Here is a 2,846-nt window from a genome sequence, read left to right as displayed (position 1 = left end):
AAAATTGCGGCCTGTTTCGCCTGAATATCTACGAGCCCCTGGCCTTTCCGGCCAGAGAAACTTAACGTGACAACACCGAGCGTCGTGTCCGCATCGCGCACGAACCAGGGATGGAAACCCGCGCCATAGGGCAAGCGGATCGCCGCGCGATTGACGATTTCGAGTTCCATGGTGAGCGCGGCACCGTCGAGCCTGTAGGACATGACCGCATCATAGCGGAACGGCCCCGGCCCTTTCGCCGAAAGAGCAAGGCTCATGGAGACCGGGTCTTGCGACGCGATCTGCCATGCAGCCGAAAAGCCGTTGCCATGAATCGGATAGCGCTCCGTCTCCGTGTTGCGCGGCAGCACATGGAAGGTGCCGTCGAACGAGAAACCGCCACCGGAAATCCGCCCGGAAAACGGGACCAGCAGGATGTTGGACAGGGAGAAAGGATGGGCCGTCGCCGGATCGACCGTGCGGAAGATCGGCTGCCATATGCCGTCGCTCAAAACTTCGAACGCGGTAAGCCCCCCGCCGAGGTCGGGACGCACGACGATACGCGCCCTGTCATTGGCAAGCTCAACCGCCGCCATCACCATCCGCCGTCAACTGCGATGTTCTGGCCGGAGATCATGTCGGATGCCGGCGAAACGAGGAAATGCACGAGGTCGGCGACAGCGGCCGGCTGGATTCGGGTCTTCAGCGACTGGTTCTCCAGCACCCACCTGTTGTACTCCTCCAGACGTTCACCGTAGACACGCTCTTCCGCCTGCGAGACGATGGCGCCCGGCGAAACGGCGTTGACGCTGATACCATAGGGGCCGAGCTCGCGCGCAAGCGATTTGGTCAGGCCGAGCATGGCCCCCTTCGAGGCGACATAGGGAACATAGCCGTCCCATCGGCCATTGAGCGTGACCGAGCAGAAGTTGACGATCTTTCCGTATTGCTTCGCCTTCATCGCCGGTGCGACCGAGCGGGCGAGCGCGAAGGCGGCGGATGAATTCACACGCACCTGATCTTCGTATTCCGCAATCGAGAAATCCTCGAAGGGCTTGTTGATGATCAGAGCCGCATTGTTGATGAGGATGTCGATGCCGCCATGCGCTTCCGCCAGTTCCAGCGCGCGCTTCTCGGTGGCAGGCAGATCGTTCAGGTCCTCGCCGATATAGAGCGCCTTGACGCCGTGCGCAGCGGCGATCTCTTCGGCAAAGGGCCCGCCTGCCGTGGCCCCTGGCCGGTCGAGCAGAAGAAGGGTAGCGCCGGCGCGCGCCAGCCGCTCGGCCTGTGCGCGCCCGAGCGTGCCGAGCGCACCGGTAAGCAGGACGGTTTTCCCGGTCAGGTCAGTCATGGTTCCCTCACAGAAGCGCGTGGACTTCGTCGATCGACGTGTCGGCGGTCGGCTTGTCGAACACGATCTCGCCGCGCGCCATGGCGACGATACGGTCGCAGGACGTGGCTGTCAAGGCAGCACTCGCCTGATTGAGATGAAAAGAGGCCGGGATGATCTCCAGTAGATCATCCAGGCGAGCTGTCCTACCTTGGCATCCGGCGTCGAAAGACGACCGGATGTTACGGTCGCTACTGCAGACCGCATCAAACAAACGTTGCGTCCAGCGCGGTTTTTTGGATTGTCGCCAAGAACGATTCCAATCCGAAAGTCGAAACGGCCGCCGTCAGCGCTGCAGGCGTTCCGCATGCCAGCGGATGTGATCCGCCATGAATGTCGAGATGAAAAGGTAAGAGTGATCGTATCCTTCGCGCAGGTTGAGCGTGAGCGGGATGTCCGCCTCGTCACAAGCGGCTTTGAGCAGCTCAGGGCGCAGGCCCGTTTCGAGACACGGATCGGCGGTGCCCTGGTCGACGAGGATTTCCTTCACGCGGCGGCCGTCTTCAATCAGCAGGGTCGCATCAAAAGCCCGCCATGCGGACGGGTCTGCCCCCAGAAACTTCTCCAACGCGGGGCGGGACCAATCGGCCGTTGACGGCTGGGTGATCGGTGCAAAGGCGGATACGGAAGCAAACCCCTCGGGGTTCTTCAGCGCCAGCGTCAGCGCGCCATGCCCTCCCATGGAGTGACCGAGTATGCTCTGGCGACCGAAATCCAGCGCAAGGCTGCTTTCGTCCAGCAATCTGGGCAGCTCTTCCAGGATGTAGGTTTCCATATTGTAGTTCGTGGCGAAGGGCGCTTGGGTGGCGTCCAGATAAAATCCGGCTCCCTTGCCGAATTGCCAGTTGTCCGGCTCGTCGGGTATGTCGTCGCCACGCGGACTTGTATCCGGGCAGACGATGGCAACGCCCAGTTCGGCGGCAACCTTTCGATATTCGCCCTTGTCCATGACGTTCTGGTGCGTGCAGGTGAGCCCCGAAAGATACCACAGGACCGGAACCTTGGCTGTCTGCGCCTGCGGTGGCATGAAGACTGCGAATGTCATGTCGCACTGGCAGGCTTCGGATGAGTGCGAGAAGAGATATTGCGTGCCGCCGAACGACTTGCTGGCAGAGATTTCTTTCATGACTGGTCTCGGTGTTGGCTTTAGATGTGGCGGGCCACTCGAGCGGCCCGCCTTTTAGGTCACGCAGCAAGAACGCCGGATTTCTTCGCGGTCCAGGTTGCAAGGAAATCCATCAGCGCCGGTGACAGGCAATCATAAGGCTCAAGGCCTACCTCCTTGAGCTTGACGCGGATGCCATCCATTTCCGACGGATCGACACCGCCCTCGATGACTGAAGAGACGAAGGCAGCGAAGCCGGGAGCCGGCCAGCCCTTGGTCTCGAACAGTTCCGGATGGTGTTGTCACGTTAACTGGGCTACAGTTGCCTGCCTGACGGTTTGGGCGTAAATTTTGGCGATGCAGACATCAGAT

General features: G+C 60.9%; 3 protein-coding genes and 1 pseudogene. All 4 read right to left on the bottom strand.

Annotation, left to right across the window (positions count from 1 at the left end):
* A partial coding sequence (locus JNC80_RS19860) for an aldose epimerase family protein (RefSeq protein ID WP_445482819.1) occupies positions 1-575 on the bottom strand: 575 nt, incomplete at its 3' end.
* The gene (locus JNC80_RS19855; protein ID WP_376711402.1) at positions 575-1,330 is read right to left on the bottom strand and encodes an SDR family oxidoreductase; all 756 of its coding nucleotides are present in this window, start codon (positions 1,328-1,330) and stop codon (positions 575-577) included. The genes JNC80_RS19860 and JNC80_RS19855, both read right to left, overlap by 1 nt.
* A 325-nt stretch (positions 1,331-1,655) precedes the next feature.
* Entirely contained in the window at positions 1,656-2,495 is an 840-nt protein-coding gene (fghA, locus tag JNC80_RS19850; protein WP_376711401.1) for an S-formylglutathione hydrolase, read from the bottom strand.
* Positions 2,496-2,554: 59 nt separating this feature from the next.
* Positions 2,555-2,770 (bottom strand): annotated as a pseudogene (locus JNC80_RS19845) (S-(hydroxymethyl)glutathione synthase); the annotation flags it as partial.
* Between the last annotated feature and the right edge of the window lie 76 nt (positions 2,771-2,846).

It is taken from the genome of Pseudochrobactrum lubricantis (assembly GCF_041929865.1).
Classification (GTDB): domain Bacteria; phylum Pseudomonadota; class Alphaproteobacteria; order Rhizobiales; family Rhizobiaceae; genus Pseudochrobactrum; species Pseudochrobactrum saccharolyticum.
The sequence above is the reverse complement of the archived record's forward strand: the minus strand, read 5'-3'. Positions and strand labels throughout refer to the sequence as shown.

Excerpts from the sequence above, each read along its gene's own strand:
- JNC80_RS19855 (WP_376711402.1), bottom strand. The coding sequence starts at position 1,330 with ATGACTGACCTGACCGGGAAAACCGTCCTGCTTACCGGTGCGCTCGGC.
- fghA (WP_376711401.1), bottom strand. The coding sequence starts at position 2,495 with ATGAAAGAAATCTCTGCCAGCAAGTCGTTCGGCGGCACGCAATATCTC.